The sequence below is a fragment of the Salinimonas marina genome (assembly GCF_015644725.1).
GTDB lineage: Bacteria > Pseudomonadota > Gammaproteobacteria > Enterobacterales > Alteromonadaceae > Alteromonas.
In genome coordinates, this window is record NZ_CP064795.1 from 1,694,950 (window position 1) to 1,708,644 (window position 13,695).

Here is a 13,695-nt window from a genome sequence, read left to right on the forward strand (position 1 = left end):
TGTGAGAATGAGGGATATCTCATCCCCCCTACAGCGAAAACTTAGGCGAAGGTAAGGTAGAAGGTAATACCTATTAGAGCGCCGACGATGCCGGCAATAACGCCATGAAGATTGTCTTTCTTGTGAAGGGCATCAAGCATCGCACTACGATACGTAACACGAAGGTCATCCAGGTGCCAGCCTTGTAGTGTTGATTCCAAATGGCGAAACGCCACCTGATAACTGATCCCTGCTTTTTGGGATAACTTTTTAGCCTGTTGAGCGCTGATGACTTTAATCATGGTGTCACGGTCCACAGATAGCGAACGCCGGTAAATCGCTTTTTGGTACTTATTCAAAGGGAATCACCTTTCCTTTCCGTGGTTTAAATGGGTAATTGCCCTCAATGATCCAGAACACAGGGATACCGCCAGGTATCCGGTGTTGCGGTAAGTCAAAGCACCCATCGGTGAAGACCACTAAGGTCTTTGGTTTATTTTGCTCTACCCAGTCGAACACAGGTTCAATACAGGTACCACCTCCACCAGTAAACTTAAGGCCAAGAATGTCCTTGGCTTCGGTGATGGTGTATTCATTTGCCACTCTCGTATCAAAGGAAATGACACGGGTACGTTTGGGTTGAAGGCGTTTATGAATCTGATGTATCTCAGAAATGAACTGATCAAACTGAGGCTGAGTAATTGACCCTGAAATATCCACCGCCACTGCGATTTCACCCAGTGAGTCTGCGTACATGGACGGTAAGTGATACTCGGGGAAGAAGCGCCTGGATGGACGCCTGAATGAATAATCAGTCTGTGCCATCTCACTGAACACATTGTTTAGTATCCGATGCCAGGGCAGTTTAGGTTTCACCATGCTATCGAGAAATATTTCTACTTCGCCTGGCACCGTACCCCATTGGTCTTCGGTTTTGGCTCGCATGGCTGCCTTAATGACGGTAGCAGCCACTTCGTCAGCCACACCTTGGACTGTCTCAGCATCCCCCTCAACTTGCTCCATATCATCAGGACAATCCGGTAAATCTTCTTCCCGTTCATTTTCAAGTAAGGCGTACACTTCATCGGAAGTCATACCGCGGTAGGCTTCATCGTGCAAACCCCCTTTAGGCATAGTCATGCCTGTCTGAATCAGGGTGTCATTGATTACATAGTCGGTGGCGATATTCCATAAACGGAAGTTACGATCACCGACTCGGGTCATGTGCTGAAACGCCACATGGTAGGCTTCGTGGGCCAACAGGAAAATACGTTCCTCTTTGGATAATCCCATGAAGAACTGTGGACTCACCCGAAGGTGTACCCCGTTCGTACATGCCGTAGGGATGGTGTCATCCCATGAGAACCGCAAACTGAACAGAATGGTTGTGATAAACACACTGTCAGGGCGTGAAATCAATTGGATTTTAGCGGCGTCCATCGCCGTATCGTGTTCAGTCTGCATATTTGTTCCTACAGCAGTTGTGCCAACTCGGTGGCTTTTTCCATGAATGCGTCATGCCCCATGATTTTTGGGAAACGGCGTGACATATCTTTAATCGTGATGACCTGGAACTCTTTGGGTAACCGGTCTGTGTACTTCAATAGAGCGGATACATTCGCCTCACAGACGTTTTCTGCCAATACCCCGGCCATTGCATACAATGTCCCTGGATCATCAGGTAATGCCGCTGAGGTGGGCGAGGATTCGATCTTATTAATGTCCGGCAGGCGGTCGAAGATCTTAGTGAATTGGTAGAACTCATTTGCTGGACCTTCACCGATAACACCTGCCAATAAATTGACGCGGTTATACGGGATGGAGTCCCAGTTACGGATTAACCGACTGGCGAATGCCCAGGTACGAGGACAGGCAAACGTCTTATCGCTGTGGTCCGGGTCAAACAGGTGAAGGTTCTTTGGACGAAAACCAATGTACGAGGTTATACGATAATCAATATCGTTATTCTGTGCCCATTCAATCCAGTCTTTACTGTCTGGTTGCAGTTCCATATGAACCAAGCGAGATTGAGTTGCGGTACTCAGGCGGTTCACAATCGCACCGTCAGTTTCCAGATTACCTGCACAGATAATGGCTACGTTAGGGTGCAACTTCTTATTGCCTACGGCTTTATCCAGCGTAATTTTATACGCTGCCGCTTGTACCGAAGTCGGGGCACTGTTCATCTCATCAAGGAACAATAACCAGCCGTCTTTACCTTCGGGTAATTCATCCCCTTCCAGTGGAAATGTATCCATTGGCTTATACCCGGCGCGTTCACCGGTAATAGTAGGAAAACCATTCAAATCAGTTGGGTCACACTGACTTAATCGCAGGTCGATGACCTGCAGGTTAAACTGGCGGGCCACTTGTAAAACAATATCTGATTTACCGATACCAGGTGAGCCGTGGATCATAGGAACCAGACGGGCTTTTAAGGCATCTACAAGGTATTCGGTGGCTACACTGGGTTTAACAGCGTCCATAAATAACGTCCTTATTTTTAAAAGAGGGCAAGAACTGGCGGAGCCAGTTATATTGAAATACGGGTAAATTCACACTTGGCGGATAGCGCCATTACCAAGTGGTGTTCCATCGACAGGTAGGTATCAAACTGGTCAATGGCCTGGGTCAGCGTTACGGCGCCCAGGGTTTCAAATTCAATTTGCTGGCCGTCTATCACGGCTTTGCACAGATACTCGGTCATGGTTGGCCTCTGCAGTAGGGCGGTCATACTTGGCCAGAATGTCCCGGAACACGGTGTTCAGGTGGATTTCGTATGTCGCATCGAAGTTGTTGGGGATCAGGTAATCAAAGCCATAGGTGCTGATACCAGCTTCTGAGGCATGATCATCCCGGGTCATGTGCTTAATGGTCGGGTGAATACAGGCAATGTGGCCACGTTCGTTCTGGCGAACCAGGGCAGCTTCATTGTCAAAGCGCACATCAGTGACCAGTACAATGTCCACGGCAGTGGTGTCAATTTGCTCCTGTGCCCGGATAAGCCAGAGATTCTGGTTGATCATATCCCGGCCCCAGTCGGTGCCCAGGGTCTGCATCAAGCGCCGGGGTGTCACCCCGTAGCGCGGGTCCACAGTGTTCTTGGCTTCTTCAGTTTCAAACTGACTTGGCTGCATACCCAAACCCACAATCAGCATTTGCTTGATGGGATCGGCAAAGGCCACTTCGCAGGTGAACAGGTGCATCTTGTTCGCCAGTCGTCGAATGACATCGGCGCCGTAGTTCTTCCCGGACTGTTTGGCCCCGGAGATACCGATTACGATGGGCTTGCTCATTCCACCGCCCGAAGTTCAGGCTGACAACGCGCATAACGTCTTCAGGCTCATGCTCTGTCTCATCTATGTTATCAATGACCTTGTAACCACTTTCGCTGTATGAGGACTCAACGAGGGAGGCAATGTCCACCTCGTCAACCATGATGGCTTGCTGGGTTCCGACGCGGTCACCAAAACTGACATTTGAGACAACCAACATATCATCCTCAAATAAATCCAGTTTTTCTTTAAGCTCGCCTACTGTTAGGCAGTCAGTGTTAATTTGCATGTATACTCCAAATAAAAAAGCCAGCTATTAAGCCGGCTTTTTCGGTTGTTTGTGTAAAGCGTCTGCGTGGGGCATGATCTTCTCAATGAAGTCGATGGCCTCATCCAAGCTCGGATTTTCTTTGGTTAGGTGTGGATGGTGGGCACGGTCGTAGCTTCGAGGCCCGAGCCGTAGAACGTGTCCATCTCTAGCCGTTGTTCTGCAGCTTTGGCAATACGCAGCGCGTCAACGATTAATTGCAACAGGGTTTTTGGTTCATTGCTCATTGGCTTGCTCCTTCTCGTTTAACCATTCACGCACCGCTTTCATAAACTCCAGGGCATCGGCAGACGATGGGTTATGTCTTGCTACGTGACTCATATTGCACAACCGCTCGGGCATGCCCGCTGCTCGTGCGGCCCTCCGGCGAGATAAATAACAAGACCCAGCTATGGCGAGACTGACCCTCTCGAACGTTTCCGTAGCTAACCCCGCCCAAAGCTCCCAAGGACGGGCTTTTTTAGACCCACTTACCGCAAGTACCTCATCGTCTACCGACGCATAGCCCAGAATGCAGGCTGCTGTGCCACAGTTGTGGACGGTCCAGTCTGACGGGAAGGCATCTACGGGTGGGTTGCTCCAGTAGTGGCGCATACGTAACCGAAGGTTGTTTTCTACGACCTTCCCCATCGTGCCGATGATTGCTTCTAAAAGAGGGAACTTAGCCATTGGTTTTTTCCTTTTTCATCCTGAATGCGCTTATGAATTTCTTCTCGGTGTACCGTTACTTCTTTCGGTGCAGTAACACCTACACGAACTTGGTTACCTTTGACACCGCAGATGGTGACTTCGATATCGCCATTGATTACTAATTTTTCACCGATACGGCGGGTGAGAATCAACATGTTATTTCCTTATTTTTTGGTTGTGTCGAATCAAATAAAAAGCCAGCTTAATAGCTGGCTTTTGGTTGAATGGGTTAATTATTCAGTGGGTGGCGCGTCGGTTGAGTAACGTGACTCTTTCAAGTAGCGGCCTTGCTGCACGGACACAATCACTTCTCGGGTGGTATCTACCGGCCGGGTCGAGTCGTACAGGGCATCAAAATCCTTGTAGGTTTGTTGGCCTTCTTGCGGGTCGGACTCAACCAGCACACTAGCAGATAAATCTACACATGTCGGATGCGCCTCGCCGGTCAACTGCTCATGTGACATAGGAAACAAATAGTGTTCCCCATATTGCGCGGCACTTGGGTATGCGGCTAGCATCGTGTCACGCTGTGGTGAAGGGATCGTTTTAGAATAGACTGCGTAAACCTTGGTCATACTGCCACCTTTAAAATACGTTTATAGGAAAGTTTTTTGAATGTTATGGACGCGCTGGGGTAAAGCCGCACACCGGCCGACTGGCTTTCGTGTGCAGTAACGTCAAACCGATCCTTTCTAACCTGTAAGTTCCAACTCAGTCCCTTGTAACCCCACCCTGCAATGGTTTTTACATCACCGGTTATGGCTGTAGGGTGAATATCCACGCGATAAGACTTACCTTCTTCCAACACCGGCTTGTAAACGTCATACGTAGTGGTAGGGTTAGTGTTCGTGGCGGTCAGTTCACCATCTGCGTAGGACACTGAGGTAGATGCGCTTGTCAACCAGCCACTGGTATCACTCAATGACGGGAACACTTCTGGTCCTGTCCAGTCGATGTTGTTAAGTGTTTCAAACAATTCGGCGTCGTCGGCGGTGAAGTTCATCAGCTCACCGAAAAGCGCACCATTATTTATCGGCGTGATTTTTAGATTTTCTAAGATCATCGTTTCGTAGGCATCGGGGCAACGGAAGTACAGGGCTGAAACTGCCTGGTTCACGTATATCACGTGTCTGCCTTGCTTATATCGAGGGTCGTTGAACTGAGTAATAAGTGAATTGTCGGCGTCATAGATGTTTATTTCAAAACCGGCCGTTTCGGTGTGTACCACATCAAACTCTATTTTCCAGCAGTTGTACTGTGCTGGTAAATTGCTAATCTTATAACCTTTGTACGCCCCCGCCGTGGTCTTAAATTGTAGATGAGATTTGACCGCTTGACCTACACTGTCCACAAACACACCAGATGTTAAATCAACCGAGTCACCGGCTGTCGGCATCACCGTGTTGTTAGTAAACGCCACCCCAGCAGGCATTGGCCCGTTATCCAGCGGCATATCCAGTATCAACTGGTTCTGATGTATCACTTTCAGGTTGGCAAAAATACCTTTTAAAAACGGTACACCGGTAGACCCGCCATACTGTGCACCAATCGCGTTAAACGTAGGTGTGACATATACGGTGGTGGTGGCAACCACATTACCATCAACGGTCAGTGTCGTCAGGTTGCCGACGCGCTTCAAAACAAAGTGGTGCATATCGTTACTGGTTGTTAACCCCGTAGCCTCGCCATTGAAACCAAAGCCGTACAGCAGTCGATCTGTTGCGGTATTCAATAACAGCCGGTCATAGCCCAAAGCACTGGCGGTGTCGGCCAGTAAATAGCCGCCGCCATCAAGAATCTGACTGTCAAACGAGATTTCATAGTCACCGGTCAGCGTGATAGGTTGGCTCAACTGAATATACGTTTGTGCCACATTATCGAAGTACAAAAAGTGGCGTTTTACCGGCGTGTCGATATTTTCATAGACACTGACATCTACATCGCCTTCATAACCTGCCGAGTTGGTATACAGATTAAAGTACGTCATGTCCATTTTTGACTTTAGGATGCTAGTATTACCGTGCTGTAAATACGATCTGGTGTGAATATCAAACGGGGCGTTCAGCACATACCACTCATTGCTGAGGCTGTATTTAGCGGGTATTGGTTGTTTGGCTTCAGTTAGCCGATAATCGCCGGTATTGAACGGCGGTGGACTAAACGAATAAAACAGTGTACCCGGTGTAGGCTCACTGAGATTTTTCGTATGGTACGAATCCAACAGATGCGTCCACGCTAGATACTCGTCGCGATAGGTGAACAGTCGCGAGTCCGTAGGCGTGAAGTTTTGTGCAGTACCCTGGTTGGCGCCAACGCGGTTACTTACCGAATCGCCAGCGTTGTATTGCTTATCAATCGGCATATCCAGTACCAGATTGCCGGTGCGCTGAGTACCGCCTGTCCAGACTTTCACATCACGCAGGTAGCCGCGTACCCAGCCTGCCCCTAACGGACCACCTTTGATTTGGTGACCGCCGCGCCCGATATAACGAATATTGGTTTGTGTGAAATCCCGGTCAGTCGGGTCGTGTTTTGCGATGGTGTCATTAATGATCATTGTAGTGCCTGTGGCACTGTGGATCACGTTGACTTTTACCCACTGATGCAGAGGGATAGGGTCATCACTACGTAAGTCAAAAGTGTTGTCTACCTTTGCGTTGTATAAGTAAAAGCTAATACGGCCATCCGCACCCTGCAGGCGTAGACTGAAATCATCACCGCCTAAAAACGATGACCACACCCGGCTTTCGGTCTGCATGGTGTAAAATTCAATCTCAAATTCGCTGGTTATGGGGATAGGTTGATCCAGCGTGATATGGGTATTACTCACATCGTCAAACTTTGTGAAGTATCGCCTGAGGATGCCAGTAATGCTGTTGAGCGCTGTCCTCAGCGCCGGCTGCAAGATTGGCGTTAATACGCTCATGCTGAAATTTCCACGGTTGCTGAGCCTGTCTTGGTGATTCGAATTTTGGCACCGGCAGGGATATACACGGTTTGTATTACTTCGGTTAACTCACCCAGCGGAGCCCAGTTTTGTGATTTGCGGTGCTGCATTTCCAGACTGGCGGTGCCGCCATTTAAGAAGGTTGAAATGACATAGTGACCTCCAAAAAGTGCCGCGGATTGTTGGTCTGTGTTTAAAGTATAGGTCACGGTAATAATCCTCGTAAGTGATTAGATAGGATCTAAGGGATATAGGAAGGACTGCGTGGCCCGGAGGCCAAAGCAGTTCCTAAAGATTCTACCAGGTGACTTAATCAACTAGTACAGCAAACAGACCAGTGAATGTTTACGATAGTGTATTGGTGCTAATTACTCATTAACGCCTATAGAACTCCCGGTGGTTACGGAAAGGCAGTTAAACTATTTCACGCTTTCTCCCGCAAGAACATATAGTCCTTGTTTTCTTCAACCAGGCCATGAATGTATTCCTGCACGTTCTCAGGACAGGAATGAATATCGGCATCACTTGGTTCAACCATTACTAGCCTACATAATTTCTAGTCGCACCCGCTCTGCGTGGGGCTGTAGTTTGGTGATAAAATCAATGGCATCGACCAGGTTCGGACGGCAACGCGTCTAGCTCCGCTTGTAGGGCTTTCAGCTTGGCTTGCTGGTCATTAATCTGCGCTTGCAGTTGAGCACGTTTATTCACTTCTCAAGCTCCTTGCGTAGTTGTTCGATTTCTTCCCAAAGGATATCTCGGGACTCTTGCTGCCGAAGCACTGGACCACTGACAGGACATGTTCGGTTAAGTACATTGTAAAGCCCTTTAATCTGCTGCTCGATGTTGTGCTTTCTTACAACTTCGTAGCTTGGCTTCATATTTAACAGCGGTGCTATATCTCTAAAACCAGCCAGCTCAGGCCAACTTTCAAACGCCTCTCTTACTCGACGTTTAAGACCGTCGAGTAAAATGTATGCGCCTTTTAGTTCATCCCGCTCAGCCTCCACTCGCTCGATTTCGAGCATGAGATTGAGCGCGGTGCTTCTACATAACTTGTTGCGCTGCTCCAGTTCCTGGCGCGCAAGGTGAATCAACAGATCAGAGTTATCCTGAGCCATAAACAAAGCCTTATAAAATAGGGTGACGATAGGTGAGATATCAGCTCACTCCCGACTACGGGCGATCCAAAAGGAGGTGCTTATCGAGACTAGCTACATTCGGCCTTTCTATCGTCGTTGAAAAAAGGTGAGAACCAGCGCCCGGCGATACAGGAGCGGAGACAACTGTATCTATGGCTTAATGCTGGATCTCAAAATTGGCACCCTGGGGTAGAGTCGAACTACCAGTCTATTACTATCAACACAGTTCACCGAGGACACGCATCACTCGTTACCTGTGGTCGTCATAACATACCTACTCCCATCCCTTGTAAGTTCGTTGGGCGTTACCACCGCTTGATGCGTGTGGGTCAAGCAGCAACTTACAAATAGGTGAGTACCGGGGTATTAAAAAGGGTGGGCTGCACTGGGAATTGAACCCATGATGCTCCTACTGGTATTCCTCTATCTATGAGAGGGCAGTCATCGGTGCAACCGTTAAAAGCGGTGTGAATTAGTAACCAAAGTCAGGATATAGCTGGTCAAACCGCTTACGGGTCATCATTTTAGGTTTCTCGATGGGGCCGAGATCCTGGTCCTGCTCATTTGAATAGCTCATGTGAGGTACATCAGCGATGCATCGTCCGTTTTTTCGTTGGAAAGACCAACACCCATTGAGGACGAAAAACTCACCTCGCCAAATACATAGGAGCTCTGATTTTTCAAACCAATATACAATGTCGTCTTCACTTTGTTCGATGACTTCGTTAAGTTCTGGGTCATCCCAGTCAGAAAGTATTACGGTCATAGCGGCGCAGCCTTAATACACTCGATGGCGTCTTGCACCAGGGAGCGTGCTGAATCCAGTTCAGGAGCAGCATCCTCGGGATAAACGATTGTACCGGCAATGTCCACCAGGCTTTCGCAGTGTTCCTGTTGAACCTGGACTTCATGGGCCAGTAGTTCTTCGGCCAGTGTCAGGAGCTTGATAATGGTATCGTTCATGGTATTTCCTCAACGATAAAGATTTGAGTATTTCTGCAAATCTGATCGCAGTAAGTTAAGCGCACCATCCAACTTATCGGGCTTAAACTCATTGTCTTCTTCATGTGTAAATCCCCAAGTAGGAAAGTAAGTAAGAATTCGTCTTTCCAAGGGTGTGGCATCACTTCGGAAACCCCAGAAACGTAGTTCCAGCGTACTGAGCCTATGGACTATGAATATTCGTCCACTCTTATCTTGGTACACATGGCAACCAGTGTAAGCAACTTCCCATACACCTGCTCTAATGGATTGACGAATAACAGTAGGGTTGCCTAATACCTCTTTTACGGTATCTATAAATAACTTATGGTGGTCCATGGTGTTTCCTTAATGAGTAAAGCGTTGTACCGGCTTCGCTGTCATTGCTCGTATCAGCAACCCTTGTGTAGTTTCCAGCCATTCGCGGATCATGGCACACCTACATTTCCCCTTTTCCATCCGGCAGCCCGTACACATCATTCCGCTGGTGTACTCGTCGGGTAAGGCTTACAACGCTTTGGTGAAGGTGGCTGGCGGTGGGACTCGAACCCACAGTTCTACCTCTTATCCTGGCGCCTGCCAGCCGATCATGCCGGGACGGACTCGAACCGCCTTAGTACACCGTGTACCAACCACCTTCCCAAAACTCCCTCCTTTGGTAAACATGGCGAGGGCAACCACGGTCTTTTCGATAACAGGGGAGACACACCCCCTGGGTATAGTAAGCAGTTAAGCTATTTGTGCCAGGTACACATCATCGTTTGCGATTATGTTTAGAATAAACAGCCACATTCGACGACGAAAACTACCTGTTTAGTGCTGAGGCACTTTGGTGTATGTGTCCGGTTGCTGTCGGACAAACAGTACAGAAAATTAATGGATAGTGATTTTCAGACACATACCCAAAGTACCCAAGATAAAAACATCGGCAGACCGTACACCCTCTTTCGATATACAGCCCCCAATGACTCATTAGTAGCATTCCTCAGTGTCCTGGTTCACTGGCTGAGGTTTTGCCAGATTAATACCCGATACCGCTTCACCTGCTACAGCCACTACCTTTTGTGGCCTCGCAATCAGACGGTACTTCATTCACTTATCCAGGCTACGCATTGGATTACGGTGCAATAGGTTTTCACCTGCATCGCTACGCTTGCCGTCGTAAGTGGGGCATATGCTACGCTCCGCGACTCAGTAAAATACCGTTACCCTAGTTCAAGCGCTGTGTTGAATAACGGTTTTTCTTGTTTGGGTTGGTTGGTACCACCGCAGATAAAGTAGCGGTGAAGCAGGGTACTGATAGCACGGAAACCAAGAGTGTTATTGGCATAAGCCTCGGTCATTTGTTCAGTGACCTTGGCTTCAACATCTTGACGTTTTACTTTAGGAAAAAGCGCCAAGTACATTCTCATCAGTTCGGACTTACGCATTGCTTTTAGTAGAGATTCCAAAGGCACCTTGTCGGTATTGAATACCAAGCCAACGCGACCAAGAAACTCCGTTTTCATTCCTAGTTCACGTAGTCTGTCCAGGTCAATACCTTCCTCGCCATTGAAGGCACCGGCAAAGATAAATAATACGTGGTTAATAGGAATATTTACGTATTTTGCGTAAGGCCCGTACACAGCAGCGGTTTCGCTCTCAAGTACCTTTAAAAACTCATTCTGTACGCCGTTGGTAGTTTCATGCGCTAGATCTGAGTTTTGGTTTCCTGAAATAAACAGTTTGTCAAACTCATCAACAAAGCACACTGTTGGTTTATCTGCCGGCATGTCACCCAACGGTGCCAATGCCTTAGATAGACTGTTACCAGAAGTACCTTCTTTAGTAAGCTGAGCGGCGTTAATTTCTAGATGATTCAGTTGCAAGTCTTCACATAGCTTAGCCACGGTGTACGTTTTGCCTGAGCCTGATGGCCCGGTTAAGATGAAATGGGGCCGAATGTTACCCTCACTTCCTTTAAATACTTCAAATACCTTTTTCAGCTCTTTTTCGTGCTTGAACATAGCATTTCCTTATCATTATCTTCTTAAACAGGGCTATAGGCCCCGCGACTCAGTTACAGGCGCAATTCGGAATCTAGTATTCCTGATGCACCACGACTGGTTTCGTCCAGTCGTTCTACTTCAACCAGTGGTAAGTGGCTAAAGGTCTGTTTGATAATTAGCTGGGCGATCTTATCGCCTTTACGAAACTCAACTGCATCCTGTCCGTGATTGATAATCACCACATGGACTTCACCGGTATGCGTACTGTCTACAACCCGGGCCATTACATCAATGCCGTATTTATCCGCCAATTTTGCACGGGGTTCCATCTGGCCATAGAAGCCATCGGGAATACCAAAGGCTAAGCCAGTGGGTAAGCTGGCACGTTGACCCGGATTTAGTGTCACAGACACCATGGTTTGCACATCCAAGCCTGCATCGCCGGCATGGGCCAGGGTAGGTAAGGGTGCAAAGGGGTTAATCGTCTTCACTTTGATCGAGGGATACATCACAATTCTCTTGAGACTCATTACAAGTGGGGTTTATACAAAATAGGGTATGCCCATCACCTTCAAGCTCCTCTCCACAATCGCCACATAGAGGAATAGTAGGCTTGTAGAATGGACTGTCTGGGTGACAGGCATATTGGTCGATATCGTCCGGGAAGTTCACAGCAATTCCACCCAATGCCATGCGGCAAATAAAGTGATAATGGGTACAACCCGAACAACTAAATATTTGATTTCACGCATAGTGACTCCTGCTAACAGATTTGTCAGACCGCAGGAGCAGGCAGAGCCTGCCTTTCTCACTCGTTCGCGTGTTGCTTTACTGTCTCAATGAGTGTGTTGTGGTAGCGATCAAGTGCGGCATCCACATGGTGTTTAGGACTGTCTGGTAACGCGGTATACGCATCTTCACGGGCTTCATCCAGTGAGTCTGCTGAGGCAAATATCTTAATTCTGAGTTTTTCAAGCCACTCTTTGGTTGTAAATAGGTGCGTCTTTTTCATATCGTCTTCACATAGTCGTTTCTCCGATATTTGGGAAGTTTAGTATATCGGTATGGGCAGGACTGTGCGGATGCACAGCTCTTTAGTAAATCCAGTAAAAAAATAACCCCAAGGCGTGAGCCAAGGGGATGATTTTACGATAGGAAGTAGTTCGAGTTACCAATTGCGTGTGACACACTACCCATAGGCGTGATGCGATAGTTGGTACCGTGAATCTGGCCTAGAATATCCTCCAGTAAGTTGGAGTCAGCCAGTTGTTGGAACATGGTCATATAGTGCTGACGAAGATGGTTCATGTTATTAGCATGGCACTTGAATTCATCATGCACACACACCACTGGGAATGCCTTGTGCGCTAAGGTGAGTTCAATCAGCCTAACCAATTCAGGTAATTCATCCTCAAAGTCACAATAAGCATGTTCCCCGGTTACCAGTAGTTCGGCCCAACGCAGTGAGACAAACTCACGGCTGTTGCTGCTTGCCGGCATGGGATAACCTTGTTCCTCGAAATAAGCGTCAATCCCTGTCAAACAGGCTTCAAGGACGTACTCATCGTAGTTACAACGTCGGCTCATCTCACGTACCAGTAAGGCATCAATGCTGTGAATCACATTGGCTGCAATGGACAGACCGGTTTCAGTACCTTGGTTCAGATCCACACGATGCGTGAAAGATGTACCATCCAGTTCATCAACACGGATACGGATATCCTCGGCTTCCAATACCGGACAGACCGCGTGAAAGCCATCAGGCAGTACCCATTCGTGTTTCAGGGCATAGGGTTGCCAAGCATCCATTAAATGCTGCATAGCAACTACTGCGCCCGGTGCCACAACTTTCAATGACTCATAGAAGGTAGCCAGCTCTTGGGTATCTTCACCAAAGATCTCTTTTGGTTTCATCTTTGAGCCGTAGAAGTGAGTCATCAGTGCCTCTTTCACACCTTTGCGAGCAGCGGTGAAGTGCATACCTAACTTCGCTAGCTTGGTATTCATTACATCGGTGACATCGGTATAGATGTCAGCCCGACGATTAGGGTCAATCAACCCAGTGGACTCACATGTAACCTTACAATTCATCAACGCACCCATGATCTGGACACCGGATGAACAGGCATCCAGTCCTACCATGAAGCCGGATGGTCTGCCTGCGTAGGCATCTTCTAAGGCAAACAGTGCAGCTTTATAAATAGCTGGTTCATCGGCATCATCTACCAGTCCATGCAGTGCCTGCATGTCCTTGGAATCTACCCATTTGATACGGTCTTCAAACAGTTCTTTATCCAGACCAAAAGCATTGGCCACGGCAATCTTGATGTACTCTACACCTTTGAATTCTTTCATAACTACTCCT

At 48.0% G+C, this 13,695-nt stretch carries 16 protein-coding genes; all 16 read right to left on the reverse strand.

What is annotated here, in order from left to right:
* Nucleotides 1-41: 41 nt before the first annotated feature.
* Nucleotides 42-338, reverse strand: coding sequence for a hypothetical protein (locus IT774_RS07485; RefSeq protein ID WP_195812008.1), 297 nt, complete (start codon nt 336-338; stop codon nt 42-44).
* On the reverse strand, nt 331-1,443 hold the full coding sequence (locus tag IT774_RS07490; RefSeq protein ID WP_195812009.1) for a vWA domain-containing protein: 1,113 nt from the start codon (nt 1,441-1,443) through the stop codon (nt 331-333). Before IT774_RS07490 ends, IT774_RS07485 begins: the two co-directional genes overlap by 8 nt.
* A gap of 8 nt (nt 1,444-1,451) precedes the next feature.
* The gene (locus IT774_RS07495) at nt 1,452-2,465 is read right to left on the reverse strand and encodes an ATP-binding protein (protein WP_195812010.1); all 1,014 of its coding nucleotides are present in this window, start codon (nt 2,463-2,465) and stop codon (nt 1,452-1,454) included.
* A 47-nt stretch (nt 2,466-2,512) separates the two neighbouring features.
* Nucleotides 2,513-2,686, reverse strand: coding sequence for a hypothetical protein (locus IT774_RS07500; RefSeq protein WP_195812011.1), 174 nt, complete (start codon nt 2,684-2,686; stop codon nt 2,513-2,515).
* Nucleotides 2,640-3,275 (reverse strand): deoxynucleotide monophosphate kinase family protein, encoded by a 636-nt coding sequence (locus IT774_RS07505; RefSeq protein ID WP_195812012.1) that lies wholly within the window; start codon nt 3,273-3,275, stop codon nt 2,640-2,642. The genes IT774_RS07500 and IT774_RS07505 overlap by 47 nt, the downstream gene beginning before the upstream one ends.
* Nucleotides 3,276-3,668: 393 nt before the next feature.
* Nucleotides 3,669-3,809 carry a hypothetical protein gene (locus IT774_RS07510; protein WP_195812013.1) on the reverse strand — a complete coding sequence of 47 codons (141 nt, stop codon included), beginning with the start codon at nt 3,807-3,809 and terminating at the stop codon, nt 3,669-3,671.
* A gap of 420 nt (nt 3,810-4,229) precedes the next feature.
* Entirely contained in the window at nt 4,230-4,427 is a 198-nt protein-coding gene (csrA, locus tag IT774_RS07515) for a carbon storage regulator CsrA (protein WP_195812014.1), read from the reverse strand.
* Nucleotides 4,428-4,505: 78 nt separating this feature from the next.
* Entirely contained in the window at nt 4,506-4,847 is a 342-nt protein-coding gene (locus IT774_RS07520) for a hypothetical protein (RefSeq protein ID WP_195812015.1), read from the reverse strand.
* Nucleotides 4,844-7,198: a LamG-like jellyroll fold domain-containing protein gene (locus tag IT774_RS07525; protein ID WP_195812016.1), complete on the reverse strand. Its 2,355-nt coding sequence runs from the start codon at nt 7,196-7,198 to the stop codon at nt 4,844-4,846. The genes IT774_RS07520 and IT774_RS07525 overlap by 4 nt, the downstream gene beginning before the upstream one ends.
* Entirely contained in the window at nt 7,195-7,428 is a 234-nt protein-coding gene (locus IT774_RS07530) for a hypothetical protein (RefSeq protein ID WP_195812017.1), read from the reverse strand. The genes IT774_RS07525 and IT774_RS07530 overlap by 4 nt, the downstream gene beginning before the upstream one ends.
* Nucleotides 7,429-7,926: 498 nt before the next feature.
* Nucleotides 7,927-8,340: a hypothetical protein gene (locus tag IT774_RS07535; RefSeq protein ID WP_195812018.1), complete on the reverse strand. Its 414-nt coding sequence runs from the start codon at nt 8,338-8,340 to the stop codon at nt 7,927-7,929.
* Nucleotides 8,341-9,123: 783 nt separating this feature from the next.
* A complete protein-coding gene (locus tag IT774_RS07540) occupies nt 9,124-9,324 on the reverse strand; it encodes a hypothetical protein (RefSeq protein WP_195812019.1) in 201 nt (66 codons plus the stop codon).
* 1,223 nt (nt 9,325-10,547) lie between these two features.
* Nucleotides 10,548-11,348 carry an AAA family ATPase gene (locus tag IT774_RS07545; RefSeq protein ID WP_195812020.1) on the reverse strand — a complete coding sequence of 267 codons (801 nt, stop codon included), beginning with the start codon at nt 11,346-11,348 and terminating at the stop codon, nt 10,548-10,550.
* Nucleotides 11,349-11,401: 53 nt separating this feature from the next.
* Nucleotides 11,402-11,839, reverse strand: coding sequence for a dUTP diphosphatase (dut, locus tag IT774_RS07550; RefSeq protein WP_232365188.1), 438 nt, complete (start codon nt 11,837-11,839; stop codon nt 11,402-11,404).
* A gap of 299 nt (nt 11,840-12,138) precedes the next feature.
* The gene (locus tag IT774_RS07555; protein WP_195812022.1) at nt 12,139-12,342 is read right to left on the reverse strand and encodes a hypothetical protein; all 204 of its coding nucleotides are present in this window, start codon (nt 12,340-12,342) and stop codon (nt 12,139-12,141) included.
* Between the two features lie 134 nt (nt 12,343-12,476).
* On the reverse strand, nt 12,477-13,685 hold the full coding sequence (locus IT774_RS07560) for a DNA-directed RNA polymerase (RefSeq protein ID WP_195812023.1): 1,209 nt from the start codon (nt 13,683-13,685) through the stop codon (nt 12,477-12,479).
* Nucleotides 13,686-13,695: the final 10 nt, after the last annotated feature.

Coding starts and splice junctions, on each gene's coding strand:
- IT774_RS07560 (WP_195812023.1), bottom strand. CDS start 13,685: ATGAAAGAATTCAAAGGTGTAGAGTACATCAAGATTGCCGTGGCCAAT.
- IT774_RS07525 (WP_195812016.1), bottom strand. CDS start 7,198: ATGAGCGTATTAACGCCAATCTTGCAGCCGGCGCTGAGGACAGCGCTC.
- csrA (WP_195812014.1), bottom strand. CDS start 4,427: ATGTTGATTCTCACCCGCCGTATCGGTGAAAAATTAGTAATCAATGGC.
- IT774_RS07495 (WP_195812010.1), bottom strand. CDS start 2,465: ATGGACGCTGTTAAACCCAGTGTAGCCACCGAATACCTTGTAGATGCC.
- IT774_RS07505 (WP_195812012.1), bottom strand. CDS start 3,275: ATGAGCAAGCCCATCGTAATCGGTATCTCCGGGGCCAAACAGTCCGGG.
- IT774_RS07520 (WP_195812015.1), bottom strand. CDS start 4,847: ATGACCAAGGTTTACGCAGTCTATTCTAAAACGATCCCTTCACCACAG.
- IT774_RS07535 (WP_195812018.1), bottom strand. CDS start 8,340: ATGGCTCAGGATAACTCTGATCTGTTGATTCACCTTGCGCGCCAGGAA.
- IT774_RS07540 (WP_195812019.1), bottom strand. CDS start 9,324: ATGAACGATACCATTATCAAGCTCCTGACACTGGCCGAAGAACTACTG.
- IT774_RS07555 (WP_195812022.1), bottom strand. CDS start 12,342: ATGAAAAAGACGCACCTATTTACAACCAAAGAGTGGCTTGAAAAACTC.
- IT774_RS07510 (WP_195812013.1), bottom strand. CDS start 3,809: ATGAGCAATGAACCAAAAACCCTGTTGCAATTAATCGTTGACGCGCTG.
- IT774_RS07500 (WP_195812011.1), bottom strand. CDS start 2,686: ATGACCGAGTATCTGTGCAAAGCCGTGATAGACGGCCAGCAAATTGAA.
- dut (WP_232365188.1), bottom strand. CDS start 11,839: ATGTATCCCTCGATCAAAGTGAAGACGATTAACCCCTTTGCACCCTTA.
- IT774_RS07545 (WP_195812020.1), bottom strand. CDS start 11,348: ATGTTCAAGCACGAAAAAGAGCTGAAAAAGGTATTTGAAGTATTTAAA.
- IT774_RS07490 (WP_195812009.1), bottom strand. CDS start 1,443: ATGCAGACTGAACACGATACGGCGATGGACGCCGCTAAAATCCAATTG.